This is a genomic window from Streptococcus oralis (assembly GCF_965111685.1).
Classification (GTDB): Bacteria; Bacillota; Bacilli; order Lactobacillales; family Streptococcaceae; genus Streptococcus; species Streptococcus oralis_B.
Genome location: NZ_OZ217340.1, coordinates 578,827 through 602,438 on the forward strand (window position 1 = coordinate 578,827; position 23,612 = coordinate 602,438).

Consider the following 23,612-nt stretch of genomic DNA (forward strand, 5'->3'; position numbering starts at 1 on the left):
GGTTCTTTTTTATAAACTTGTCGAGTGTTTTGGTTGAACTTTTTGTTCAGGGTCGATGTAGTTGATAGCATTGTTAACAGCAGTAGGTGCTTCACCCAGTCCTGTCGCAATCAAATCAATCTTTCCGTCATAGTAACAGCAGTCTCCGATGGCATAGATTCCTGCTTGGCTAGATTCTTGCTTGCTATTGACGATAATCTTGTGGCGGTTGAGGTCCAGCCCCCAATTTTTAAGATTGCCAACAGATGATTTGAAACCATAGTTGATAAAGAGATGGTCTACCTCAATCGTTTCGGTTTCATCTGATTTGACTTTGGTGATTTCTAGTTTGTCGAGTGTTTTTCCATCTCCGAGAAGTTGGCTAGGAACGAATGGTGTTTTGATGGTTACAGATGATTCTTGCAAGGTTTGCACACTATGTTCCAAGGCGCGGAAATTATCTCGACGGTGAACAAGATTGGTTGGGGCAATCTTTTCAAAAGCCAGAGCCCAGTCCACTGCTGAGTCTCCGCCACCAAGGATGGTCACTTTCTTGCCTGCATATTGCTGAATGTTGGAAACGTGGTAGTGGATATTTTCATAGTTTTCGACGCCATCTAGTTCGAGCGGACGCGGTTTAAAGGCGCCACCACCCATGGCAATGATAACTGTTTTGGTCAGATGGCTTCCTTTGTTAGTTTGAATTGTGAAACCCTCTTCTTGTTTCTCGATTTCAAGAACTGTTTCATTGAGATGAATAGGGGTATCAAAGCCGTTTAGCTGTTCAATCAAGCGATTGGTCAACTCTTCTCCGGTTAAGTTTGGAAAACCTGGCACATCAAGGATTTGCTTTTCAGGGTAGAGGATGGCTGGTTGACCACCGAGCTGGGGAAGGGAGTCGATGATTTGGACTTTGGCTTGGCGTAGGTGGGCGTAGAAGGCAGCAAAGAGCCCAACAGGACCGCCACCTACAATAGTAATATCATAGAGTTGAGACATGATTTCTCCTTTGTTTTTTCTAGTCAGTTTATTTTATCATAATTTTGCTTAATTTAAAATGAAGTAGGATGGGGAAAAAATGAGCAGAAAATGGTATAATAGTAAGGAAAGTGTTTTGACAGGGAGGAGGCCAGGGATGAATTTTCAACCATTATCCAATTTGCAATACTGGACGAGTTTGTTTTCAAGCCCTTGGACAATAGTCACCAATCTGATTGATATTCTCATTGTGACTTATATTTTATATCATTTTACCAAAGCGATTGCAGGGACCAAAATCATGATACTGGTGCGGGGAGTCCTGGTCTTTATTTTAGGCCAGGTTCTGTCCAATATGATTGGTTTGACGACCATTTCCTGGTTGATCAATCAGATCATCACTTATGGGGTTATCGCAGCAGTAGTTATCTTTTCACCAGAGATTCGGACTGGTTTGGAACGATTGGGTCGAGCTACTGATTTCTTCTACAATGCCCCTATTAGTGCGGAAGAGCAAATGGTTCGTGCATTTGTCAAATCAGTCGAGTACATGAGTCCTCGTAAGATTGGTGCTCTGGTAGCAGTTCAGCGAGTGAGAACCTTGCAGGAGTACATCTCAACTGGGATTCCTCTAGATGCTAAAATTTCCTCCGAGTTATTGATTAATATCTTTATCCCCAATACTCCCTTGCACGATGGTGCGGTCATTGTCAGAGAAGACAGGATTGCCGTAACTTCAGCCTACCTACCCCTGACTGAAAATACAGGAATTTCCAAGGAGTTTGGAACACGTCACAGGGCGGCGATTGGTTTGTCAGAAGTATCAGATGCTCTTACCTTTGTGGTTTCAGAGGAAACAGGCGGAATCTCAATCACCTATAATGGAGTCTTTAAGCATGATTTGACCTTGGAAGAGTTTGAATCGGAGTTAAGAAGAATCTTGCTTCCAACATCCGAGAAAAAACAAGGTCTGAAAGAGCGTTTGCTAGGAGGGTTGAAACATGAGAAAAAATAGTCTTTATATTATTTCTTCCTTCTTTTTCGCCTGCATCCTCTTTATCTATGCGACTTCAACAAATTATCAGAATAGCAACAGTGCCAGACAAGTGCGAACAGAAACCTATACCAATACGGTTCTTAATGTCCCAATTGATATTCAGTATGATAGTGATCAGTACTTTATTAGTGGTTTTACATCTGAAGTGACCGTCTTTCTGACTGGGTCAAACAGAGTTGCTTTGGCGAGTGAGATGCAGGAAAGCACTCGAAAATTCAAGGTCAAAGCTGACTTAACCAATGCCAGTGTAGGAACCATCGAAGTTCCTCTGACTATTGAAAATTTACCGAGTGGTTTGACGGCTGTTGCATCTCCGCAAAAGATAACAGTCAAGGTTGGTAAAAAAGCAAAACGTGATAATGTAATCGTTGTGCCGGAGATTGACCCTAGCCAGATTGATTCTCGTGTGAAAGTTGATACAATCACTGTGTCAGATGAAAAAGTAACGGTTATTAGTGACGAGGAAACTCTCTCTAGAGTAGATCGTGTCATTGCCATCTTGCCTACGAGTGAACGGATAACAGGTAACTACTCGGCCTCTGTTCCACTACAAGCAGTTGATAAAAATGGAAATGTCCTACCAAGCGTCATTATGCCATTTGACACTACAATGAAAATTACAACCAAAACAGTATCGTCTAGATCGAGTTCCTCGTCAACGGGCTCTTCAACCAGCAGTTCGTCTTCAACGAGTTCAGAAACTAAACCAGACTCGTCTAAACAGGACTAAATAAAATAGTAGAAAAGGATGATAAATAAAATGGGTAAATATTTTGGGACCGATGGAGTCCGTGGAGAAGCAAACGTAGAACTGACGCCAGAATTGGCCTTTAAATTGGGACGTTTTGGTGGTTATGTTCTTAGCCAACACGAAACAGAATCCCCTAAAGTCTTTGTAGGACGTGATACACGTATCTCAGGAGAAATGTTAGAATCAGCCTTAGTGGCAGGTCTCCTCTCTGTAGGGATTCACGTCTACAAACTCGGTGTCCTTGCAACACCAGCAGTAGCTTACTTGGTCAAAACTGAGGGAGCCAGTGCAGGTGTCATGATTTCAGCGAGTCACAACCCAGCCCTTGATAATGGAATTAAGTTTTTTGGTGGGGATGGCTTTAAACTTGATGACGAAAAAGAAGCAGAAATCGAAGCCTTGCTAGATGCTACAGAAGACACCCTTCCTCGTCCAAGTGCCGAAGGCTTGGGAACCTTAGTGGACTATCCAGAAGGTTTACGTAAGTATGAGGGCTACCTTGTTTCAACTGGAACTCCTCTTGAGGGAATGAAAGTGGCCTTGGATACAGCCAACGGTGCAGCGTCTACAAGTGCTCGTCAAATCTTTGCAGACCTTGGGGCTCAAATAACTGTTATCGGTGAGACACCAGATGGTCTGAATATCAACTTGAATGTGGGCTCTACACATCCAGAAGCTCTTCAAGAAGTGGTCAAAGAAAGCCAGTCAGCTATTGGTTTGGCCTTTGACGGAGACAGTGACCGTTTGATTGCTGTTGATGAAAATGGCGACATCGTCGATGGTGATAAGATTATGTACATCATCGGAAAATACCTTTCTGAAAAAGGCCAGTTGGCTCAAAACACCATTGTGACAACAGTTATGTCTAACCTTGGCTTCCATAAGGCCTTGGAGAGTGCTGGTATTAACAAGGCAGTGACTGCTGTTGGAGACCGCTATGTCGTTGAAGAAATGAGAAAATCAGGCTACAATCTTGGTGGTGAACAATCAGGCCACGTTATCTTGATGGACTACAATACAACTGGTGATGGTCAATTATCAGCTGTCCAATTGACTAAAATCATGAAAGAAACAGGCAAGAGCTTGTCTCAACTAGCATCAGAAGTGACGATTTACCCACAAAAACTGGTTAATATCCGAGTCGAAAATGCTATGAAAGAGAAAGCCATGGAAGTACCAGCCATCAAGACAATCATCGAAAAGATGGAAGAAGAAATGGCAGGGAACGGTCGTATCCTTGTCCGTCCAAGTGGAACAGAACCCCTCTTGCGCGTCATGGCAGAAGCTCCTACGACAGAAGAAGTTAACTACTACGTAGATACGATTGCTGCTGTTGTTAAAGATGAAATCGGAATTGACTAAAGCCTAGAAAACTAGATGAAATGATAAAAATGTGGTACAATTGCATAGTAAATTGTAGCAATGGGAGAGAAAAATGAATCTTAAACGAGAACAAGAATTTGTTAGCCAGTATCACTTTGATGCTCGTAACTTTGAATGGGAAAATGAAAATGGAGCTCCTGAAACCAAGGTAGACGTGAACTTTCAGTTGCTCCAACATGACCAAGAAAACCAAGTGACTTCGCTTGTTGTTATCTTGAGCTTCATGATTGTCTTTGACAAATTTGTCATCAGCGGAACAATTTCCCAAGTGAACCATGTGGAAGGTCGTATTGTTAACGAACCAAGCGAATTTAACCAAGAAGAAGTCGAAACCTTGGCACGTCCATGTTTGAACATGCTCAATCGTTTGACGTATGAAGTAACAGAAATCGCCTTGGATCTTCCAGGGATCAATTTGGAGTTTTAGTCATGAAATTAGCTGTCATTACTGATTCTTCAGCCTATTTAGAGGAGAAGACGCTGCAAAGAGAGAATCTATTTATCTTGTATATTCCTGTCAATATTGATGGGGAGGAGTATGTTGAAGGTGTCAATCTGACTGCTGAGGAATTTTATCAAAAAATGGCTCAGTCTGCAGAATTGCCTAAAACCAGTCAACCAAGTATTGCCAAATTAGATGAGATTCTAAGTTCCTTGAAAGGACAAGGTTATACCCATGTCTTGGGACTCTTTCTTTCGTCAGGAATTTCAGGTTTTTATCAGAATATCCAATACATGTTGGAAGAGTATGATGGTTTGACCATTGCTTTTCCTGATACCCATATCACAAGCTCTCCTCTAGGATTTATGGTGGAAAGTGCCTTTGAATGGGCAGAACAAGGCGACGATTTTGCTCAGATTCAGGAAAAATTAGCTCTTCAAATTGCTGATCATTCAGCCTTTATCATAGTAGATGACCTCGATCATTTGGTTAAGGGAGGACGTCTGTCAAATGGGGCAGCCGTCTTAGGAAATCTTCTCAGTATCAAGCCTATCCTCTACTTTAATGATCAAGGGGTGATTGAAGTTTACGAAAAAGTTCGTACGGAAAAGAAGGCAATCAAACGTTTGGTGGAAATCATTAAAGAGTTGACAAAAGATGGGTACTACCGTATCACAGTCATTCATGGAAACGCTCCTCAAAAGGCAGCGGATTTACGTCAGCTTTTAATTGAGAGTGGTGTGATTTCTGAGATTCCAATTGATACCTTTGGTAGTGTAATTGGGACTCACCTTGGAGAAGGTAGTATCGCCTTGAGCTATACACCAATCGTCTAAATTGTTCTTAAAAGCTTTGTATCTTAGATAGGAGTAGAGATGAGTATTCGAGTAATTATTGCCGGTTTTAAGGGAAAGATGGGCCAAGCTGCTTGTCAGATGGTATTGGCTGATCCAGACTTGGACTTGGTCGCAGTTTTGGATCCGTTTGAGTCTGAGTCAGAGTGGCAGGGAATTCCTGTCTTCAATGATAAGGCTGCCTTGGCTAGTTTTGAAGCGGATGTCTGGGTAGACTTTACTACACCAGCCGTTGCCTACGAAAATACGCGCTTTGCTCTTGAAAATGGCTTTGCTCCAGTAGTTGGAACAACAGGCTTCACTAGTGAAGAAATTGCAGAACTCAAAGCATTTTCCCGTGAACAAGATTTGGGTGGCTTGATTGCCCCTAACTTTGCCTTGGGTGCTGTCTTGCTCATGCAATTTGCGGCGCAGGCTGCCAAATATTTCCCAAATGTTGAGATTATCGAGCTCCATCATGACAAGAAAAAGGATGCTCCGAGTGGAACAGCCGTTAAAACAGCTGAGTTGATGGCAGAAGTTCGGGAATCAATCCAGCAAGGTGCGCCTGATGAGAAAGAATTGATTGCTGGTGCTCGTGGTGCTGACTTTGATGGCATGCGGCTCCACTCAGTTCGTTTGCCAGGCTTAGTAGCTCATCAAGAAGTTATCTTTGGAAATCAGGGAGAAGGATTGACCATCCGTCATGACTCCTATGATCGCAGCTCCTTCATGACAGGGGTCAATTTGGGAATCAAAGAAGTTGTCAAGCGTCATGAGCTTGTCTATGGATTAGAACACTTATTATGAGATTAACACAAATGCCTTCTGAATTTCAGAAGGCTTTACCAGTATTAGAAAAAATTAAAGAAGCAGGCTTTGAGGCCTATTTTGTTGGGGGCTCTGTTCGAGATGCCCTCCTCAATCGTCCCATCCACGATGTGGATATCGCGACTTCTTCCTACCCAGAGGAGACCAAGCAGATTTTTCCGCGAACAGCCGATATCGGAATCGAGCACGGAACGGTCTTGGTCTTAGATGGGGACGAGGAGTATGAGGTAACCACCTTTCGGACCGAAGATGTCTATGTGGACTATCGCAGACCCAGCGCGGTTTCCTTTGTGCGTTCACTAGAAGAAGACCTCAAGCGCCGTGATTTCACAGTTAATGCCTTTGCATTGGATGAAACAGGCGAAATCATTGATTTGTTCCATGGTTTAGAAGATTTGAAAAACCAAGTCTTGCGAGCAGTTGGAGTGGCTAGTGAACGTTTCAACGAAGATGCTTTGCGTATTATGCGTGGTTTTCGTTTTCAGGCCAGTCTTGGTTTTAAACTTGAGCCAGAAACTTTTGAGGCGATGAAGACTTTGACGCCACTCTTGGCGAAAATTTCTGTAGAGCGCACCTTCGTTGAGTTTGATAAACTCTTGCTGGCACCTTTTTGGCGAGTTGGTCTGTCTTCCATGATTGAGAGTCGAGCTTATGACTATCTTCCAGATATGGCAGGGAGTCAGGACAAGCTCAACAAACTGTTTGATTTGGAAACTGATTTCACTTTTGAGTCTTCCGAACAAGCCTGGGCGGCTCTATTGTGGGCTTTGGAAATTAAAGATGCACAGCCATTTTTGAAAGCTTGGAAAACCTCACGCCAGTTTGCTAAGCAGGTTCAGGATTTGCTGACTATTTTGGCTTTGCGAGAAGAAGGTGTGCTGAGCAAGCGCGATTGTTACCGATTTGACTTGGATTCCCTTCTACAAGCTGAAAGTCTTCGTCAGGCTCAAGGAAAAGAAGTCAATTTACAAGCTATCACAGAAACCTACCAGAGTTTGACCATTCATGATAAGAAAGAAATTCAGATTAATGGTGGCATTTTGATTAAGGAATATGGCTATCAACCAGGGCCAGACTTGGGAGAGATTTTAACAGAGATTGAATATGCCATTGTCGATGGAGAGTTGGAAAATGATCGTCAAGCTATCCATGCTTACCTGAGGGAGAAAAAATGAGTGATTTTATCGTTGAAAAACTAAGCAAATCCGTTGGTGACAAGACCGTTTTTAAGGATATTTCTTTTATTATCCATGATTTGGATAGAATTGGTCTTATTGGTGTCAATGGAACGGGTAAGACCACTCTTTTAGATGTTCTATCAGGTGTTTCAGGCTTTGATGGGGATGTCAGTCCTTTTTCCGCTAAGAATGACTACCAGATTGGCTATTTGACCCAGGATCCAGATTTTGATGATAGCAAGACAGTCTTGGATACGGTTCTATCCAGCGACCTCAAGGAAATCCAGTTGATTCGTGAGTATGAGTTGATCATGCTCAACTACAGTGAGGATAAGCAGGCACGTTTGGAACGGGTCATGGCAGAGATGGATTCTCTCCAAGCCTGGGAAATTGAAAGCCAGGTCAAGACCGTTCTCAGCAAGTTGGGTATTCAGAACTTGTCGACTCCAGTTGGTGAATTGTCAGGTGGTCTGAGAAGACGTGTTCAGTTGGCGCAAGTTCTTCTAGGAAACCACGACCTCTTGCTTCTGGATGAGCCGACCAACCACTTGGACATTGCGACCATTGAGTGGCTGACTCTTTTTTTGAAAAATTCCAAGAAGACCGTTCTCTTTATCACACATGATCGTTATTTCCTAGATGCACTATCAACGCGGATTTTCGAGTTGGACCGAGCAGGCTTGACCGAGTATCAGGGAAATTACCAGGACTATGTCCGCCTAAAGGCAGAACAAGATGAGCGTGGCGCTGCCCTTCTACACAAGAAAGAACAACTCTACAAACAAGAACTGGCCTGGATGCGCAGACAACCGCAGGCGCGTGCGACCAAGCAACAAGCTCGTATCAATCGTTTCCACGATTTGAAAAAAGAAGTTTCAGGTGGCGTTGCTGAAACAGACTTGACCATGAACTTTGAAACCAGTCGTATTGGGAAAAAAGTCATCGAGTTTCAGAATGTTTCCTTCGCCTATGAAAACAAGCCCATTTTGCAAGATTTTAATCTCTTGGTGCAAGCCAAAGACCGTATCGGAATCGTTGGGGACAACGGTGTCGGGAAGTCAACTCTGCTTAATCTCATCGCAGGAAGTCTTGAGCCGACTAAAGGTCAACTTATCATCGGTGAGACGGTTCGCATCGCCTATTTCTCTCAACAAATTGAAGGTTTGGATGAAAGCAAACGGGTTATCAATTACCTGCAGGAAGTAGCAGAAGAGATTAAGACCAGTGGTGGTTCTACGACTTCCATTGCAGAGTTGCTGGAGCAGTTCCTCTTCCCACGTTCGACGCATGGAACCTTGATTGAGAAATTGTCTGGTGGCGAGAAAAAACGCCTTTATCTTCTCAAATTGCTCTTGGAAAAACCAAATGTTCTTCTCTTGGATGAGCCGACCAATGACTTGGATATTGCGACCTTGACAGTTTTGGAGAATTTCTTGCAGAGCTTTGCAGGGCCAGTATTGACAGTTAGCCACGACCGTTATTTCCTGGATAAGGTAGCGACCAAGATTCTCGCCTTTGAGGATGGCAAGATTCGTCCCTTCTTTGGTCATTACACTGACTACCTTGATGAAAAAGCCTTTGAAACAGAGATGGCCAATCAAGTGCAAAAAGTTGAAAAGGAAAAAGTCGTCAAGGTTCGAGAAGACAAGAAACGCATGACTTACCAAGAAAAGCAGGAGTGGGCAAGCATTGAAGGCGATATTGAAGCCTTGGAAAATCGTATCACTGCTATTGAAGAGGAAATGCAAGCCAATGGTTCTGACTTTGGTAAACTGGCTACTCTTCAAAAAGAACTGGATGAGAAAAACGAGGCACTTCTTGAAAAATACGAACGCTATGAATATCTAAGTGAGTTGGCATGATGGAAGAAAAAGTCATTAAACGTAGTCCCAAGAAAATCATTTGGAATAACTTGTTCGGTCTTTTCTTCTTGTTACCTCTATCTTATCTCTATTCGTATTCGGAAAAGGGGAGCAAACTTCATGCGATCAGTCTTTTGTTAATACTGGTTGTCCTCTTTTGTGCTGGAGTAGTCATTTATCAGACATACAGACTGTTAAGCTCCGATAAGGAATATTTAAAATGTACTGCTGAGGGGTTTTACTACAAACCAAACCCAAAGAAACCCAGTCATTTCTATTCTTGGGCAGATGTAGAGGAATTTTCCTTCTCTCGGATTCGAGGGAAGTATAGGGATTCCTATCGGATTGAAGTTTATTTTAAAAACAAGGAAAATGTGAAATCCCAATCACTTCTAGCTCTACTGAAGAGAAGGTGTTTCCCTTTTCATCCGTCAGCAGATTTGATCATCCCTATTATTCTACTAGATGTAGATTTTCCTGAAAGGGTCTATGAGACCATGAAATACTATGAAAGAGAATGGCGCATCGAGCAAAATCGCCAAGCAAGAAAAGAGGCAAAACAAGCTTCGAAAAGTAAATCTTCCAAACCGTCATAGTCTGTCTTTACTTAAAGTAGAATAATCAAAAAGGCCCTATCCACTGGAAAGGGTCATTGTTTGTCTTCTTTTTTAGTTTCCTGGTGGAAAATATTTTGCCAAGTCTCATGGCGACGCCAGATACTGGTATGGACGATACCATCTAGCTCATAGCAAATGAGCTTGGTTTTCTGACTAATGGAAGTGATTTGAATATCCTTAATAGCAGCACTAAGTTCTTTTTCAGACTTATAAGCCTCTTTATCCATCTGCTCTCCATCTTGACGGATATAGAGAAAGTCCTCAGCAAGGAGTTCTTCTAGCTGATTTCCTTGGTCAATCAATTGCTCACGCATGAGCAGTTTTTTGTAGACATTGTCTAAAATCTCGTCCTCAGGTATGGGAGCTGGCTCGATATGGACATCGGTATCAAAGACTCCAAAACGCTCTTCCAACATGGATTCGACCTGGTCTGCTATTTCGTGACTTTCATAGACTGATAGATCAGGATTCATCTCCAGGGTAATATCAAGGTAGATATTGCTACCGTAGGTACGCCCTCTTTGGGACTTAACCTTGCTGATTTTGGGAATTTCCATGATGGCCTTTTGGTAGTCCTCTAGCAGACGGTCATCAAAACCATCCGAAAGACTGAAGGAAGACTCGATAAAGATATCATAGGCTGTTTTTAAGATAAAGAAAGTGATAATGATAGCGACCAATTTATCCACGATAGGATAGTTGAAACTGCTGGCTAGGATAGCAATGGAAGTCCCCAGCGAGGTGACAGCATCGGAAAGATTGTCCTTAGCAGCTGCCTTGAGAGCTTTGGATTTGGATTTCTTACTGAGGCGTGTGTTATAGAGATAAACAACAAACATGACTGCCGCAGAGACGACTCCTAGACTTGCACCCAGAGGGTCAATAACTGTCTGTTCCCGACTAAGAATTTTCTGAATGGTGTCCCGAAGAACATCGAAGCCAACATAGAACATGATGATGGAAGTAATCAAGCTAGCCAAATCTTCGATTTTCCAGTGACCGAAACGATGGTCACGGTCTGCAGGCTGGCGCGCCATCCGAATACCGATCAGAAGAGCAACATTTCCGATAATATCAGATACGTTGTTGAAACCATCCGCTACCAAACTGGAAGACTGTAGGAGGTGGCCAGTCGCTAATTTTGCCGCAGACAAGAGGAGGTAGGTCGAAATGCTGATAATGGCACCACGTTCCGCCAACTTGAGATTTGACATGGATTGGTTCATCGGGCTTCCTTTCTAGTCATTTAGTATTCTACCATTATACTGGTTTTCAAAGTAAAATTCAAATTTAGTCTTGTTTCATCGGATTTAAACCCTTGAAAATTGTTCAAATTTTGATATAATAGTACTACTCAAGGGAGTAGCTGGCAGAAACCTGTGATAGTGTCGTCATTCCGAATTGTATACTGAAAAGTATGTTTTCCGGCACTATCTTAAACAGCGAGACTTGTTATGATTAACAGGTCTCTTTTTGTTTGTCATAAAACTAAAAGAGAACTTGTTTTGCACACAATATCAAGGAGGAGACACATGTCAAAAGAACAAAAACGCCAAGCGTTTTATACTCAAAGTCCTGAAGAGGTCTTGAAGTCAGTTGAAGCAACTGAGCAAGGTCTTTCGTCAAGCGAAGCGCAGAAACGCCTAGTTGAATATGGACGCAATGAACTGGAAGAGGGTGAGAAAAAATCTCTCCTAGTCAAGTTTATTGAGCAATTTAAGGATTTGATGATTATCATTCTGATTGCTGCGGCTATCTTGTCAGTCGTAACTTCTGGTGGAGAAGATATCGCAGATGCCATCATCATCCTTGCCGTGGTTATCATCAACGCTGCCTTCGGTGTTTACCAAGAAGGAAAAGCAGAAGAAGCCATCGAAGCCCTCAAGTCTATGTCTAGTCCAGCTGCTCGCGTTATTCGTGACGGACACATGGCAGAGATTGATTCTAAAGAATTGGTGCCAGGAGATATCGTTGCCCTTGAAGCTGGCGATGTAGTGCCAGCAGACCTACGTTTGCTAGAAGCCAATTCTCTTAAAATCGAAGAAGCAGCCCTAACAGGTGAGTCTGTTCCAGTCGAAAAAGACTTGACCGTAGAACTCGCTGCAGATGCTGGTATTGGTGACCGTGTCAATATGGCCTTCCAAAACTCAAACGTGACTTATGGTCGTGGTCTTGGTGTTGTTGTCAATACAGGTATGTACACGGAAGTTGGTCATATCGCTGGCATGCTCCAAGATGCGGATGAGACGGATACACCACTTAAACAAAACTTGAACAACCTTTCTAAGGTCTTGACCTATGCAATTTTGGTCATTGCCCTTGTTACTTTTGTAGTTGGAGTCTTCATTCAAGGTAAAAATCCACTTGGTGAGTTGATGACCTCTGTTGCGCTTGCTGTTGCAGCCATCCCAGAAGGACTTCCTGCTATCGTGACCATCGTTCTTGCCCTTGGTACTCAAGTTTTGGCCAAACGAAACTCTATCGTTCGTAAGTTGCCAGCAGTTGAAACTCTTGGTTCAACTGAGATCATCGCTTCTGATAAGACTGGTACGCTTACCATGAACAAGATGACAGTCGAAAAAGTCTTCTATGACGCAGTCCTACATGACTCAGCTGATGATATTGAACTTGGCTTAGATATGCCACTTCTTCGTTCGGTTGTCTTGGCCAATGATACCAAGATTGATGCTGAAGGTAACCTGATCGGGGATCCAACGGAAACAGCCTTCATCCAGTATGCCTTGGGCAAGGGCTACGATGTTAAAGGGTTCTTAGAGAAATATCCTCGTGTAGCTGAATTGCCGTTTGACTCAGATCGTAAACTCATGTCAACGGTTCATCCATTGCCAGATGGTAAATTCCTCGTAGCAGTCAAAGGGGCTCCTGACCAACTCTTGAAACGTTGTGTTTCTCGTGATAAAGCTGGAGATGTCGCTCCGATTGATAATCAAGTCAATGACTTAATTCACACAAATAACTCTGAAATGGCTCACCAAGCCTTGCGTGTCCTTGCAGGTGCTTATAAGATTATCGATAGTATTCCAGAAAATCTTACTTCTGAAGAGCTTGAAAACAACTTGATCTTTACTGGTTTGATTGGGATGATTGACCCTGAGCGCGCCGAAGCAGCAGAAGCTGTTCGTGTAGCTAAGGAAGCGGGAATCCGTCCAATCATGATTACGGGTGACCACCAAGATACAGCAGAAGCCATTGCCAAACGTTTGGGAATTATTGATGCAAATGATACAGAAGGCCACGTTTTAACTGGTGCTGAGCTCAACGAACTGTCAGATGAAGACTTTGAAAAAGTAGTTGGTCAATACTCTGTTTATGCCCGTGTGTCTCCAGAACACAAGGTTCGTATCGTCAAGGCTTGGCAAAAACAAGGTAAGGTTGTTGCTATGACAGGTGACGGTGTTAATGATGCGCCAGCTCTGAAAACAGCCGATATCGGTATCGGTATGGGAATCACTGGTACAGAGGTTTCTAAGGGGGCTTCTGACATGATTCTTGCAGATGATAACTTTGCGACTATTATCGTCGCAGTTGAAGAAGGACGTAAGGTCTTCTCAAACATTCAAAAGACTATTCAGTACTTACTTTCTGCCAATACTGCTGAAGTATTAACTATCTTCTTATCAACCTTGTTTGGTTGGGACGTCTTGCAGCCAGTTCATCTTTTGTGGATCAACTTGGTAACAGATACCTTCCCAGCTATCGCTCTTGGTGTTGAACCTGCTGAGCCTGGTGTCATGAATCATAAACCACGTGGACGAAAGGCAAGCTTCTTCTCAGGTGGTGTTTTGAGTTCTATCATCTATCAAGGTGTACTCCAAGCAGCTATTGTTATGAGTGTTTATGGACTTGCAATTGCTTACCCAGTTCATGTGGGTGACAATCATGCCATTCATGCGGATGCCCTTACTATGGCCTTTGCAACCCTTGGTTTGATTCAACTATTCCATGCCTACAATGTCAAGTCTGTTTACCAATCCATCTTGACAGTTGGCCCATTCAAGTCTAAGACCTTTAACTGGTCCATCTTGGTATCCTTCATCCTTCTCATGGCAACAATCGTCGTAGAACCGCTTGAAGGAATTTTCCACGTAACCAAACTGGACTTGTCACAATGGGCCATTGTTCTAGCTGGAAGCTTCTCAATGATACTTATCGTCGAAATCGTCAAGTTTGTTCAACGTAAACTTGGTCTTGATAAGAACGCGATTTAAAAAGAAAGTCATCTTCGGATGGCTTTTTTTGCATTTGAGGAGAATGGTTAGAAGTTATCCTCTTTTGTGCTATAATAAAGTAAAATAGCAAGGAGTGAAAGAGAATGAAAAAGAAGATTGTCCGAGATGTCTTATTCTTGTCGCAGGTCTCGAAACCTGCAAGTCAGGAAGACCTTTATCTGGCTAAGGATTTGCAGGATACCCTGCTGGCTAATCGCGAGACCTGTGTCGGTCTGGCGGCTAATATGATTGGGGTGCAGAAGCGCGTGATTATCTTTAATCTTGGCCTAGTTCCCATGGTCATGTTTAACCCCATTCTTCTTTCCTATAAAGGATCTTACGAGACTGAGGAAGGTTGTTTGTCTTTGACTGGGGTGCGACCAACAACTCGCTATGAAACGATTACGGTTTCCTATCGCGATAGTAAGTGGCAGGAGAAGACCATTACGCTAACAGGTTTTCCAGCTCAGATCTGCCAACATGAACTGGATCATTTGGAAGGACGGATTATTTAGGAGGAATTCAGATGAAACGTATACTTTTTGAACTTGTTTTTATCGCAACGACATGGTATATCTTTTTACCACCCTTTAATCTAACTAGCTGGGAATTCATCTTCTTTCTCTGTGGGCATTTGGTGGTGATGGGGATTTTGTTTAGTTTCCGCAAGGATACCAATCTCCTCAAAACTGTTCATGTACGTCATGGCAAAGCTGCCAAAGATCTCAATCTAGAAGGATTCCTTTTTACCAAACTTAGTAGAGGATTGTTTCTGACTGCAGGTATCATGTTTGCCCTTGCTGGTCTGGTAAGCCTAGTAACCTCTAGCTTTTTCCAAGCAAAAAATTATGCTAATGTGGTGTCCATCACCGAAAAAGATTTTAAAGATTTTCCTAAGAGTGATACCAGTAAGGTTCCAATCCTAGATCGGAGTACTGCAGAAAAGATTGGAGACCGTTATCTGGGCTCTCTGACGGATAAGGTCTCCCAGTACGTAGCAGCAGATACTTATACCCAGCTGACGGTCGATGGCAAACCCTATCGGGTAACACCCTTGGAGTATGCTGACCCAATCAAATGGTTTAATAATCAGTCCAAGGGGATTGGCGAGTATATCAAGGTTGATATGGTGACAGGAAATGCGGAATTAGTGGACTTGAAAACACCGATGAAGTATTCAGACTCCGAGTATTTTAACCGCGATGTCAAACGTCATCTTCGGATTAAGTATCCGACCAAGATTTTTAAAACGCCATCCTTTGAGGTGGATGATGAAGGCAATCCCTTCTATGTAGCAACAGTTTATCAAAAGCAATTTGGTCTAGGAGTCCCTCGTCCTTCATCTGTTATTATCTTAGACGCCACTAATGGAGAAACCAAGGAATACAGGTTGGATGAAGTGCCAGAATGGGTGGATCGTGTTTATCCAGCAGAAGAAACAATCGAGCAAATCAACTACAACGGCAAGTATAAAGACGGCTTCTGGAATGCCTTGATTTCTAAGAAAAATGTTACCCAAACGACAGAGGGCTATAACTATCTTTCTATCGGAAATGACATTTATCTCTACACAGGTGTGACTTCAGCCAATGCTGATGAAAGTAATCTAGGATTTATCCTTGAAAATATGCGCACTGGTGAAATCACCAAGTACAATCTAGCTTCAGCAACCGAAGAATCTGCCCGTGCTTCAGCTGAAGGAGCCGTTCAGGAGAAGGCCTACAAGGCTACTTTTCCTATCCTTGTTAATCTCAATGACAAACCACTCTACATCATGGGCTTGAAGGACAATGCAGGCTTGGTCAAGGAGTATGCTTTGGTTGATGCAGTGGAGTACCAAAACGTCATTGTAGCAGCTACGGTAGATGAACTCCTCAGCAAATATGCCAATAAAAATGACCTCGAGCTGGATAATGAAACGGTAGAAAACATTAAGGGAATCGTCTCAGACCTTAAATCAGCTGTTATCAAGGGTGACACTGTCTACTTCTTTAAAGTTGATGGCAAGATTTATAAGGTCAAGGCTTCAGTGTCAGACGACCTTCCTTACCTTGAAAATGGCCAATCCTTCGAAGGTCAAGTTGGAAAGGATAACTATCTCAAGACTTTTAAAGTCAAGTAAAAGAAACCTCGGTATGAACCGAGGTTTTTCAGATGAAATTCTTGGTCGTGATTGAAAAATATGCTACACTAACAATATGAAAATTTTAATCCCAACAGCTAAAGATATGAACACAAACCTTCCTCTTATCGAAGCGCTCCCCTTGAGTGTAGAAAGTCAGGCAGTCCTTGACTCACTGGCGCACTACTCAGCTAGTGAATTAGAGATTTTTTATAAGGTATCTGTCGAGAAAGCAGAAGAAGAGTACGCTCATATTCAAGCTCTAAAAGATCACAGGGCTAAGCATTATCCAGCCCTGAAACTCTTCGATGGTCTCATGTATCGTCACATCAAACGAGATAAGTTGACTGAGACTGAACAAGCCTATCTTGAAGATCATGTTTTAATTACATCAGCTTTGTATGGCATTGTTCCAGCCCTATCTCCCATGGCTCCTCACCGTTTGGACTTCTTGATGAAGTTAAAAGTGGCTGGAAAAACCTTAAAGAGTCATTGGAAATCAGCCTACGATGAAGCTTTGAGGGGTGAAGAAGTCATTTTTTCTCTCTTGTCATCAGAGTTTGAAACCGTATTTTCTAAGGAAATCAGAGAAAAGATGGTGACCTTCAAATTTATGGAGGACAAGGCAGGTCAGTTGAAAATCCACTCAACCATTTCAAAAAAAGCCCGTGGCGCCTTTTTGACCGCCTTGATAGAAAGGAAAGTCCAAACAGTCGAGCAAGCTCGCAAGCTCAGTTTTGCCGGCTTTGACTACCGACCTGATTTATCAAGTGATTTAGAACTCGTCTTTGTGAAACAAGCATAAAACCAGCTCATTCGAGCTGGTTTTTGCTGGATTAGTTGATGGCTGCAAGAAGGTCGTCCGCTTGTTTTGCAAGTGATGAAGCAGTTGCTTCTTCTAATACCAATTTTCCGTCTGCCCAAGCAGAGTCATTGACACGAGCGGCAGTAAAGTCACCAACGACTTGTGTACGGATAAATGGCAAGAGGTCGTTGTAAATCGCAAAGAGTTGTTCGTGACCGGCATTGGCTACAGATGAGACAGTAACAAACTTGTCTTGGAGGGCAGAAGCACCACGTGTATCAGACAAATCAATGGCACGAGAGAGCCAGTCAAGCAAGTTTTTCACTGTTCCAGGGATAGAGAAGTTGTAGACTGGAGAGAAGATCCAGATTGCATCTGCAGCAAGGACTGCTTCACGAGCAGCAGCTACAGCTGGATGAGTTGGAACTTCCAAATCTTGGCTGAAGAGAGGAACAGCTGAATAATCAAGATAGCTAACTTCCGCTTTTTCGGCAAGTGCTTTCTCAGCTTCGAGGGCCATTTGGTGGTTGAAAGAACCTTGGCGAAGTGAACCGACGATAAATAATACTTTTTTAGACATGATATGTCTCCTTTAGTTTAAAATTCAAAGAGCGAACCCTTTTGTTACCATCTATGTTACAACAAATGATACTAATTAGCAATAATTTTGCTCACAAATTTTTAAATTTTTTTAAAATGCGGATTAAGTCTTCCTTTTCGCCATCTTCCAAGATGCTGAGTGCTTCTACGATAGAATCGACATGGTCAGGAAGAACCTCTTCGATTTTTCTGCGTCCTGCAGGTGTTAATTTCAGGAAAAAAGAGCGACGATCCTTGGGGTCGCAAGTTCTAGAAATCCACCCATCTCGAACCATATTTCGAATGACAACAGTCATGTTTCCAGAAGTGGCTAGCATTTTTTCAATCAAATCCTGAATGCGCAGTTCCCCCTTGCTATAGAGGGTTTCCAGAACGGAAAATTGAGTAGGGGTTAGTCCGTGTTCTTTGGCAGCCTTAGTTTCATAAGATTTAAAAGTTCGCATCGCTTTATTGAGGACGATAGTTGTTTTTAAGTCTAATTGATTATCGGAAATTTTCTCTTTCAAATATTGTTTCATAAGGTTATTTTATCAATAAATAGGCAGAAAAACAAGAACTTATTTTTTATAGGAAAAGATTCTTAGAATGTTCCTGTCTTCGCTTGTAATAAAGGAGGAGAGATGGTAAAATAGACGAGTGAAACTAAGACAAAAAAAAGCAAAAAACAAGCTACTTATTCAATATGGAATCGGCATTTCTCTGGTGCTACTAGTGCTGACTGGATCCTTTCTTTACCTGATTTCGCTCAGCATGAAACCCTATCAAGATGCTAGAGTTGAGGGAGAAAAACTAGCCAAGCAGTATGCAGAATTGGAACAGGCAGACCAGGTTGATTTTTATAATGGACTAGAAGGTTATTACAGCGTTTTGGGGTATAATAAAAAGCAAGAGGCCATTGCCGTACTGATTGAAAAGAATGACCACAAAATTTATGTCTATCAGCTAGATAAGGGGATTTCTCAAGACAAGGCAGCGACGATTTCGAGGGAAAAAGGAGCTAGCGACATTGACAAAGTCACTTTTGGTCGCTATCAGGACAAGCCGATTTGGGAAGTCAAGTCAGGAAACCAGTACTATCTGGTTGACTTTGAAACAGGAGCAGTGATCCGATAAGGAGGGCATATGAAACTATCCAAACGTGTACTAGAAATGGAAGAAAGCGTCACTCTAGCCAGTGATGCAAGAGCCAAAGCATTAAAAGCTCAGGGAAAAGATGTTCTTTTCTTAACCTTGGGACAGCCTGATTTTCATACTCCTGAAAACATTCAGGATGCAGCGATAGAAGCGATTCGAGATGGACGAGCTTCCTTCTATACAGTTGCTTCAGGCCTACCAGAGTTAAAAGCGGCGGTTAATACCTATTTTGAACGCTACTATGGGTATTCCGTAGCAGCTAACGAGGTTACCTTTGCCACTGGTGCCAAGTTCTCTCTCTACACCTTCTTTATGGCTGTAGTCAATCCAGGTGATGAGGTCATCATCCCTACACCATACTGGGTCAGCTATGGAGATCAAGTCAAAATGGCAGAAGGTGTGCCAGTCTTTGTCCAATCCAAGGAAGACAATCACTTTAAGGTGACAGTCGAGCAGCTAGAAGCGGCCCGAACAGATAAGACCAAAGTCTTGGTTCTCAATTCGCCATCTAATCCGACCGGTATGATCTACTCTCGTGAGGAACTCTTGGCTATCGGAAATTGGGCGGTTGAACATGATGTCCTTATCCTAGCTGATGATATTTATGGTCGTTTGGTTTATAACGGGAACGAATTTGTTCCAATTTCTAGTCTGTCAGAAGCCATTCGCAAGCAAACCATTGTTATCAACGGTGTATCTAAGGCTTATGCCATGACTGGTTGGCGGGTAGGTTATGCTGTGGGAAATCCTGAGATTATTGCTGCCATGAGCAAGCTAACAGGACAAACAACCTCAAACCTAACTGCTGCATCACAATATGCTACCATTGAAGCCCTAACTGGACCACAAGACTCTGTCGAAACCATGCGCCAAGCATTTGAGGAACGGTTGAATACCATCTATCCTCTTTTGTGCCAAGTGCCAGGATTTGAAGTAGTCAAGCCCCAAGGAGCTTTCTATCTTTTCCCAAATGTAAAAAAAGCGATGGAGATGAAGGGCTATACCGATGTGACGGACTTTACAACAGCTATTCTTGAGGAAGTCGGTCTGGCTTTGATTACAGGAGCAGGATTTGGGGCGCCAGAAAATGTTCGTCTCAGTTATGCAACTGACTTGGACACCTTGAAAGAAGCCATTCGCCGTTTGCATCAATTTATGGAAAAATAAAACTCAGAATCTTCGTCATTTTGACGAAGATTTTTTGTATCGAAAATCTCGCGATTTTTCTCTAGTCGAACCTAGCTATCAGAGTCTATTTGTGGTAAAATAGTGAGTAATGATGTCTTCGGACACGATTAACGATAAAGGAAGATAGATTATGACAAAACGTGTAACAATTATCGAAGTAAAAGACTACGTTGGTCAAGAAGTGACCATTGGGGCTTGGATTGCCAACAAATCAGGAAAAGGAAAAATTGCCTTCTTGCAATTGCGTGATGGAACAGCCTTCTTCCAAGGTGTAGCCTTTAAACCAAACTTTGTAGAAAAATTTGGTGAAGAAGTGGGACTTGAGAAGTTTGATGTCATCAAACACTTGAGCCAAGAGACTTCTGTTTATGTGACAGGGATTGTCAAAGAAGATGAGCGTTCTAAGTTTGGCTATGAGCTCGATATCACAGACATCGAAGTGATCGGTGAATCTCAAGACTACCCAATCACTCCAAAAGAACACGGAACAGACTTCTTGATGGACAACCGTCACTTGTGGCTCCGCTCTCGTAAGCAAGTGGCTGTGATGCAAATCCGTAACGCTATCATTTATGCAACTTATGAGTTCTTTGATAAGAACGGCTTCATGAAGTTTGATAGCCCAATTCTTTCAGGAAATGCAGCAGAAGATTCAACTGAACTCTTTGAAACAGATTACTTCGGAACGCCAGCCTACTTGAGCCAATCAGGTCAGCTTTACCTAGAAGCGGGTGCTATGGCTCTTGGTCGCGTATTTGACTTTGGTCCAGTATTTCGTGCGGAGAAATCAAAAACACGCCGTCACTTGACTGAGTTCTGGATGATGGATGCTGAATACTCATACTTGACACATGACGAGTCACTTGACTTGCAAGAAGCTTATGTAAAAGCCCTTCTCCAAGGTGTTCTTGACCGCGCGCCTCAAGCCTTGGAAACTTTGGAACGTGATACTGAGCTTTTGAAACGCTACATTGCAGAGCCGTTCAAACGCATCACTTACGATCAAGCCATCGACCTCTTGCAAGAGCATGAAAATGATGCTGATGCAGACTACGAGCATTTGGAGCATGGAGATGACTTTGGTTCACCACACGAAACCTGGATTTCAAACCACTTTGGTGTACCAACATTTGTCATGAACTACCCAGCAGCTATCAAGGCATTCTACATGAAACCAGTTCCTGGAAATCCAGAGCGCGTGCTTTGTGCAGACTTGCTCGCACCAGAAGGCTATGGAGAAATCATTGGTGGTTCTATGCGTGAGGAAGACTACGATGCCCTTGTAGCTAAGATGGATGAACTTGGTATGGATCGTATAGAGTATGAATTTTACCTTGACCTTCGTAAATACGGTACAGTACCACACGGAGGATTTGGTATCGGTATCGAGCGTATGGTAACTTTCGCAGCAGGTACAAAACATATCCGTGAAGCCATTCCATTCCCACGTATGTTGCACCGTATCAAACCATAAACTAGTAAAAAGAAGATAATTTCATCTTCTTTTTTCACTTTTATCTTGCTATCTATCAGTTTTTCTAGTATAATAGTTTATTGTGAGCAAACCTCACTTACCCCTTGCAAAGACTAGGGGTCATTAGACCAAAAGGAGGAACATATCAATGGCTAAATACGAAATTCTTTATATCATTCGTCCAAACATTGAAGAAGAAGCGAAAAACGCTTTGGTAGCACGTTTTGACTCTATCTTGACTGACAACGGTGCAACTGTTGTTGAATCAAAATCATGGGAAAAACGCCGTCTTGCATACGAAATCAAAGATTTCCGTGAAGGACTTTACCACATCGTTAACGTTGAAGCAAACGACGACGTAGCTCTTAAAGAGTTTGACCGTCTTTCAAAAATCAACGCTGACATTCTTCGTCACATGATCGTCAAACTTGACGCGTAAGAAGGTAAATTATGATTAACAATGTTGTACTTGTAGGGCGTATGACTCGTGACGCTGAGTTGCGTTATACCCCATCAAATGTAGCAGTTGCGACTTTTACTCTTGCAGTAAACCGTACATTCAAGAGTCAAAATGGCGAACGTGAGGCTGATTTTATCAATGTCGTTATGTGGCGCCAACAGGCTGAAAATCTTGCTAACTGGGCTAAAAAAGGCTCTCTTATCGGGGTCACAGGCCGTATCCAGACTCGTAGTTACGATAACCAGCAAGGACAACGTGTCTACGTAACAGAAGTCGTGGCTGAGAATTTCCAAATGTTGGAAAGCCGCGGAGTGCGCGAAGGACATTCAGGTGGAGCTTATTCTGCACCAACTGCTGGTCAATCGGCACCTGCAAACCCAGTACCAGACTTTTCACGTTCTGAGAATCCATTTGGAGCAACAAATCCATTGGACATTTCAGATGATGATTTACCATTCTAATGGACAATTAATACTATAAAGGAGAAAAAACATGGCTCAACAACGTCGTGGCGGATTCAAACGCCGTAAAAAAGTTGATTACATCGCAGCAAACAAAATTGAATATGTTGATTACAAAGATACTGAGCTTCTTAGCCGTTTCGTTTCAGAACGTGGGAAAATCCTTCCTCGTCGTGTAACAGGAACTTCAGCTAAAAACCAACGTAAAGTAACAACAGCTATCAAACGCGCTCGCGTAATGGCTTTGATGCCTTTCGTAAACGAAGATTAAAGAAAAGACCCGGGTGGGTCTTTTTTTCACGAGACTTGAAATGAGAAGGCGAGTTCGGTCCGGATGGACCTCTTTTTCATGAGCTTGAAAACTAGAAAGCGAATTAAGACCCATATGGGTCTTTTTTTCACGAGCTTTGAAACGAGGGAGCAAGTTCGGTCTGGGTGAACCTCTTTTTCAGATTTTTATAGGACTCTGTTAGAAAGGATTCCCTGTTGACCTAGTAAGATTCTTTTGTCTTACTAGGTTTTTTCTTTTAATCTTTATTATCGTGCTATAATGGTAGGAGAAAGCTATAAAGGAGCAACTTATGAAGACGACATGTTCAATTAGAAAAATGCAAGAATCTGACATTAAAGATCTATCTCGAGGATTTATCAGCCAAGGTTGGCCGGGTAGAGAAGAAATTTTGGCTAGATATTTTCTTGAACAAGAATGTGGGGAGAGAGAAGTCTTAGTTGCAGAGGTTGAGGGTGCTTTAGCGGGTTATATCACAATTTTGCCCTGCGCTAAGCAGGGGCCTTTTGCAGAAATCTATCCAGAACTCTCAGATTTTAATGTCTTTGAACCTTTTCAAAATCAAGGTATTGGAAATCTCTTGCTGGAAGAAGCAGAAAAACGAGTTAGGCTCATATCGGATAAGGTGACCCTTGGTGTTGGGCTCCATTCAGGGTATGGACCTGCCCAGAGATTGTACATCAAACGAGGCTATATTCCAGATGGGACGGGTGTTTGGTATCAGAACCATCGACCGGCCATGAATGCGGTGTGTGAAGATATCGGTGACCTTGTTTTATATCTGTCAAAAAATTTATTTTAAGACAGATTTTATAAGGTTTAAATTTTAAATATAGTAAACAATCACAGTCCCTTTTTCATTCGAAAAAGGGATTTTTTTGTTTGAAATTGTTTGATTTATTACTCAAAGTGGTAAAATATAATTGTTTGAAATATCAA

General features: G+C 42.5%; 24 protein-coding genes. 20 read left to right on the top strand and 4 right to left on the bottom strand.

Going from position 1 to position 23,612, the window contains the following annotated elements; all coding sequences use genetic code 11:
• Positions 1-9: 9 nt before the first annotated feature.
• Positions 10-978 carry an NAD(P)/FAD-dependent oxidoreductase gene (locus tag ACLV7H_RS03140; protein ID WP_411866332.1) on the bottom strand — a complete coding sequence of 323 codons (969 nt, stop codon included), beginning with the start codon at positions 976-978 and terminating at the stop codon, positions 10-12.
• Between the two features lie 136 nt (positions 979-1,114).
• On the opposite strand from ACLV7H_RS03140, the gene cdaA reads away from it, so the two are divergent.
• The 9 genes from cdaA to ACLV7H_RS03185 all read left to right on the top strand — a co-directional run bounded on the left by cdaA (position 1,115) and on the right by ACLV7H_RS03185 (position 9,890).
• Complete coding sequence (cdaA, locus tag ACLV7H_RS03145; protein WP_411866333.1) at positions 1,115-1,972, top strand: diadenylate cyclase CdaA; 858 nt, start codon at positions 1,115-1,117, stop codon at positions 1,970-1,972.
• Positions 1,959-2,744 (top strand): YbbR-like domain-containing protein, encoded by a 786-nt coding sequence (locus ACLV7H_RS03150; RefSeq protein ID WP_411866334.1) that lies wholly within the window; start codon positions 1,959-1,961, stop codon positions 2,742-2,744. Before cdaA ends, ACLV7H_RS03150 begins: the two co-directional genes overlap by 14 nt.
• A gap of 30 nt (positions 2,745-2,774) precedes the next feature.
• On the top strand, positions 2,775-4,127 hold the full coding sequence (glmM, locus tag ACLV7H_RS03155) for a phosphoglucosamine mutase (protein WP_411867068.1): 1,353 nt from the start codon (positions 2,775-2,777) through the stop codon (positions 4,125-4,127).
• Between the two features lie 73 nt (positions 4,128-4,200).
• Positions 4,201-4,575, top strand: coding sequence for a DUF1149 family protein (locus ACLV7H_RS03160; protein WP_001050092.1), 375 nt, complete (start codon positions 4,201-4,203; stop codon positions 4,573-4,575).
• A 2-nt stretch (positions 4,576-4,577) separates the two neighbouring features.
• Complete coding sequence (locus ACLV7H_RS03165; protein ID WP_411866335.1) at positions 4,578-5,426, top strand: DegV family protein; 849 nt, start codon at positions 4,578-4,580, stop codon at positions 5,424-5,426.
• Between the two features lie 39 nt (positions 5,427-5,465).
• The gene (gene dapB, locus ACLV7H_RS03170) at positions 5,466-6,233 is read left to right on the top strand and encodes a 4-hydroxy-tetrahydrodipicolinate reductase (RefSeq protein WP_411866336.1); all 768 of its coding nucleotides are present in this window, start codon (positions 5,466-5,468) and stop codon (positions 6,231-6,233) included.
• Positions 6,230-7,429, top strand: a complete 1,200-nt coding sequence (locus tag ACLV7H_RS03175) for a CCA tRNA nucleotidyltransferase (RefSeq protein WP_411866337.1) — start codon at positions 6,230-6,232, stop codon at positions 7,427-7,429. Before dapB ends, ACLV7H_RS03175 begins: the two co-directional genes overlap by 4 nt.
• A complete protein-coding gene (locus tag ACLV7H_RS03180) occupies positions 7,426-9,294 on the top strand; it encodes an ABC-F family ATP-binding cassette domain-containing protein (RefSeq protein ID WP_411866338.1) in 1,869 nt (622 codons plus the stop codon). Before ACLV7H_RS03175 ends, ACLV7H_RS03180 begins: the two co-directional genes overlap by 4 nt.
• Positions 9,291-9,890 carry a hypothetical protein gene (locus ACLV7H_RS03185; protein WP_411866339.1) on the top strand — a complete coding sequence of 200 codons (600 nt, stop codon included), beginning with the start codon at positions 9,291-9,293 and terminating at the stop codon, positions 9,888-9,890. Before ACLV7H_RS03180 ends, ACLV7H_RS03185 begins: the two co-directional genes overlap by 4 nt.
• A 53-nt stretch (positions 9,891-9,943) precedes the next feature.
• On the opposite strand, the gene mntE is transcribed toward ACLV7H_RS03185, so the two are convergent.
• Positions 9,944-11,137: a CDF family manganese efflux transporter MntE gene (gene mntE / locus ACLV7H_RS03190; protein ID WP_045592341.1), complete on the bottom strand. Its 1,194-nt coding sequence runs from the start codon at positions 11,135-11,137 to the stop codon at positions 9,944-9,946.
• Between the two features lie 306 nt (positions 11,138-11,443).
• Between mntE and ACLV7H_RS03195 the strand changes: the two genes are divergently transcribed.
• The 4 genes from ACLV7H_RS03195 to yaaA all read left to right on the top strand — a co-directional run bounded on the left by ACLV7H_RS03195 (position 11,444) and on the right by yaaA (position 17,067).
• A complete protein-coding gene (locus ACLV7H_RS03195; RefSeq protein ID WP_411866340.1) occupies positions 11,444-14,140 on the top strand; it encodes a cation-translocating P-type ATPase in 2,697 nt (898 codons plus the stop codon).
• Between the two features lie 104 nt (positions 14,141-14,244).
• Positions 14,245-14,655 (top strand): peptide deformylase, encoded by a 411-nt coding sequence (locus ACLV7H_RS03200; RefSeq protein ID WP_411866341.1) that lies wholly within the window; start codon positions 14,245-14,247, stop codon positions 14,653-14,655.
• Between the two features lie 11 nt (positions 14,656-14,666).
• The gene (locus ACLV7H_RS03205) at positions 14,667-16,262 is read left to right on the top strand and encodes a hypothetical protein (protein WP_045592335.1); all 1,596 of its coding nucleotides are present in this window, start codon (positions 14,667-14,669) and stop codon (positions 16,260-16,262) included.
• A gap of 76 nt (positions 16,263-16,338) precedes the next feature.
• On the top strand, positions 16,339-17,067 hold the full coding sequence (yaaA, locus tag ACLV7H_RS03210; RefSeq protein ID WP_411866342.1) for a peroxide stress protein YaaA: 729 nt from the start codon (positions 16,339-16,341) through the stop codon (positions 17,065-17,067).
• Between the two features lie 31 nt (positions 17,068-17,098).
• On the opposite strand, the gene ACLV7H_RS03215 is transcribed toward yaaA, so the two are convergent.
• Positions 17,099-17,647 (bottom strand): NAD(P)H-dependent oxidoreductase, encoded by a 549-nt coding sequence (locus ACLV7H_RS03215; RefSeq protein WP_411866343.1) that lies wholly within the window; start codon positions 17,645-17,647, stop codon positions 17,099-17,101.
• A gap of 91 nt (positions 17,648-17,738) precedes the next feature.
• The gene (locus ACLV7H_RS03220) at positions 17,739-18,185 is read right to left on the bottom strand and encodes a MarR family winged helix-turn-helix transcriptional regulator (RefSeq protein ID WP_411866344.1); all 447 of its coding nucleotides are present in this window, start codon (positions 18,183-18,185) and stop codon (positions 17,739-17,741) included.
• 118 nt (positions 18,186-18,303) lie between these two features.
• On the opposite strand from ACLV7H_RS03220, the gene ACLV7H_RS03225 reads away from it, so the two are divergent.
• The 7 genes from ACLV7H_RS03225 (at position 18,304) to ACLV7H_RS03255 (ending at position 23,475) form a co-directional block, all read left to right on the top strand.
• On the top strand, positions 18,304-18,780 hold the full coding sequence (locus tag ACLV7H_RS03225; protein ID WP_045592328.1) for a DUF5590 domain-containing protein: 477 nt from the start codon (positions 18,304-18,306) through the stop codon (positions 18,778-18,780).
• A 9-nt stretch (positions 18,781-18,789) separates the two neighbouring features.
• Positions 18,790-19,968 (top strand): pyridoxal phosphate-dependent aminotransferase, encoded by a 1,179-nt coding sequence (locus ACLV7H_RS03230; protein ID WP_411866345.1) that lies wholly within the window; start codon positions 18,790-18,792, stop codon positions 19,966-19,968.
• 151 nt (positions 19,969-20,119) lie between these two features.
• The gene (gene asnS / locus ACLV7H_RS03235) at positions 20,120-21,463 is read left to right on the top strand and encodes an asparagine--tRNA ligase (RefSeq protein ID WP_411866346.1); all 1,344 of its coding nucleotides are present in this window, start codon (positions 20,120-20,122) and stop codon (positions 21,461-21,463) included.
• Positions 21,464-21,611: 148 nt separating this feature from the next.
• Positions 21,612-21,902, top strand: coding sequence for a 30S ribosomal protein S6 (gene rpsF, locus ACLV7H_RS03240; protein WP_411866347.1), 291 nt, complete (start codon positions 21,612-21,614; stop codon positions 21,900-21,902).
• A gap of 11 nt (positions 21,903-21,913) precedes the next feature.
• Positions 21,914-22,384, top strand: a complete 471-nt coding sequence (gene ssbA, locus ACLV7H_RS03245; RefSeq protein ID WP_411866348.1) for a single-stranded DNA-binding protein SsbA — start codon at positions 21,914-21,916, stop codon at positions 22,382-22,384.
• A gap of 31 nt (positions 22,385-22,415) precedes the next feature.
• Positions 22,416-22,655 (top strand): 30S ribosomal protein S18, encoded by a 240-nt coding sequence (gene rpsR, locus ACLV7H_RS03250; RefSeq protein WP_000068664.1) that lies wholly within the window; start codon positions 22,416-22,418, stop codon positions 22,653-22,655.
• Positions 22,656-22,965: 310 nt separating this feature from the next.
• Positions 22,966-23,475 (top strand): GNAT family N-acetyltransferase, encoded by a 510-nt coding sequence (locus ACLV7H_RS03255; protein ID WP_411866349.1) that lies wholly within the window; start codon positions 22,966-22,968, stop codon positions 23,473-23,475.
• The last annotated feature ends 137 nt before the right edge of the window (positions 23,476-23,612 follow it).

What these genes read in the sequence shown, in the direction of transcription:
- rpsF (WP_411866347.1), top strand. Translation starts at nt 21,612, where the DNA reads ATGGCTAAATACGAAATTCTTTATATCATTCGTCCAAACATTGAAGAA.
- glmM (WP_411867068.1), top strand. Translation starts at nt 2,775, where the DNA reads ATGGGTAAATATTTTGGGACCGATGGAGTCCGTGGAGAAGCAAACGTA.
- rpsR (WP_000068664.1), top strand. Translation starts at nt 22,416, where the DNA reads ATGGCTCAACAACGTCGTGGCGGATTCAAACGCCGTAAAAAAGTTGAT.
- ACLV7H_RS03180 (WP_411866338.1), top strand. Translation starts at nt 7,426, where the DNA reads ATGAGTGATTTTATCGTTGAAAAACTAAGCAAATCCGTTGGTGACAAG.
- ssbA (WP_411866348.1), top strand. Translation starts at nt 21,914, where the DNA reads ATGATTAACAATGTTGTACTTGTAGGGCGTATGACTCGTGACGCTGAG.
- yaaA (WP_411866342.1), top strand. Translation starts at nt 16,339, where the DNA reads ATGAAAATTTTAATCCCAACAGCTAAAGATATGAACACAAACCTTCCT.
- mntE (WP_045592341.1), bottom strand. Translation starts at nt 11,137, where the DNA reads ATGAACCAATCCATGTCAAATCTCAAGTTGGCGGAACGTGGTGCCATT.
- ACLV7H_RS03165 (WP_411866335.1), top strand. Translation starts at nt 4,578, where the DNA reads ATGAAATTAGCTGTCATTACTGATTCTTCAGCCTATTTAGAGGAGAAG.
- ACLV7H_RS03175 (WP_411866337.1), top strand. Translation starts at nt 6,230, where the DNA reads ATGAGATTAACACAAATGCCTTCTGAATTTCAGAAGGCTTTACCAGTA.
- ACLV7H_RS03205 (WP_045592335.1), top strand. Translation starts at nt 14,667, where the DNA reads ATGAAACGTATACTTTTTGAACTTGTTTTTATCGCAACGACATGGTAT.
- ACLV7H_RS03195 (WP_411866340.1), top strand. Translation starts at nt 11,444, where the DNA reads ATGTCAAAAGAACAAAAACGCCAAGCGTTTTATACTCAAAGTCCTGAA.
- ACLV7H_RS03185 (WP_411866339.1), top strand. Translation starts at nt 9,291, where the DNA reads ATGATGGAAGAAAAAGTCATTAAACGTAGTCCCAAGAAAATCATTTGG.
- dapB (WP_411866336.1), top strand. Translation starts at nt 5,466, where the DNA reads ATGAGTATTCGAGTAATTATTGCCGGTTTTAAGGGAAAGATGGGCCAA.
- cdaA (WP_411866333.1), top strand. Translation starts at nt 1,115, where the DNA reads ATGAATTTTCAACCATTATCCAATTTGCAATACTGGACGAGTTTGTTT.
- ACLV7H_RS03255 (WP_411866349.1), top strand. Translation starts at nt 22,966, where the DNA reads ATGAAGACGACATGTTCAATTAGAAAAATGCAAGAATCTGACATTAAA.
- ACLV7H_RS03230 (WP_411866345.1), top strand. Translation starts at nt 18,790, where the DNA reads ATGAAACTATCCAAACGTGTACTAGAAATGGAAGAAAGCGTCACTCTA.
- ACLV7H_RS03215 (WP_411866343.1), bottom strand. Translation starts at nt 17,647, where the DNA reads ATGTCTAAAAAAGTATTATTTATCGTCGGTTCACTTCGCCAAGGTTCT.
- ACLV7H_RS03140 (WP_411866332.1), bottom strand. Translation starts at nt 978, where the DNA reads ATGTCTCAACTCTATGATATTACTATTGTAGGTGGCGGTCCTGTTGGG.
- ACLV7H_RS03160 (WP_001050092.1), top strand. Translation starts at nt 4,201, where the DNA reads ATGAATCTTAAACGAGAACAAGAATTTGTTAGCCAGTATCACTTTGAT.
- ACLV7H_RS03200 (WP_411866341.1), top strand. Translation starts at nt 14,245, where the DNA reads ATGAAAAAGAAGATTGTCCGAGATGTCTTATTCTTGTCGCAGGTCTCG.
- asnS (WP_411866346.1), top strand. Translation starts at nt 20,120, where the DNA reads ATGACAAAACGTGTAACAATTATCGAAGTAAAAGACTACGTTGGTCAA.
- ACLV7H_RS03150 (WP_411866334.1), top strand. Translation starts at nt 1,959, where the DNA reads ATGAGAAAAAATAGTCTTTATATTATTTCTTCCTTCTTTTTCGCCTGC.
- ACLV7H_RS03220 (WP_411866344.1), bottom strand. Translation starts at nt 18,185, where the DNA reads ATGAAACAATATTTGAAAGAGAAAATTTCCGATAATCAATTAGACTTA.